Annotated in this window: 1 pseudogene; it reads right to left on the bottom strand. The window is 67.8% G+C overall.

Going from position 1 to position 227, the window contains the following annotated elements:
• A pseudogene (locus tag A3728_RS14240) lies at window positions 1-164 on the bottom strand (4-hydroxy-tetrahydrodipicolinate reductase); the annotation flags it as partial.
• Window positions 165-227: the final 63 nt, after the last annotated feature.

Here is a 227-nt window from a genome sequence, read left to right as displayed (position 1 = left end):
GCGCGGCCCATCGCTTCGCCCACGTCCCGACCGATCCAGTCATGGCCGGGGCGTTCCACGGCACCGACGAGCTTCAACCGATCGCCGTTTGCGACCTGTTCGATCAGCATCCGCCCCATGCGCCCGGAGGCGCCCGTGATGGTCACGCCTGGTGTCTCGATCATCTGCCTGCTCCTTCTGTGCCTACCGCAGGTTTAGACCGCCGCGCGCGGCTTGGCAAAGCCCGG

Source organism: Sulfitobacter sp. HI0040 (assembly GCF_001634885.1).
Classification (GTDB): domain Bacteria; phylum Pseudomonadota; class Alphaproteobacteria; order Rhodobacterales; family Rhodobacteraceae; genus Sulfitobacter.
Note: the sequence above shows the minus strand (reverse complement) of the source record. Positions and strands in the feature narration are given on the sequence as shown.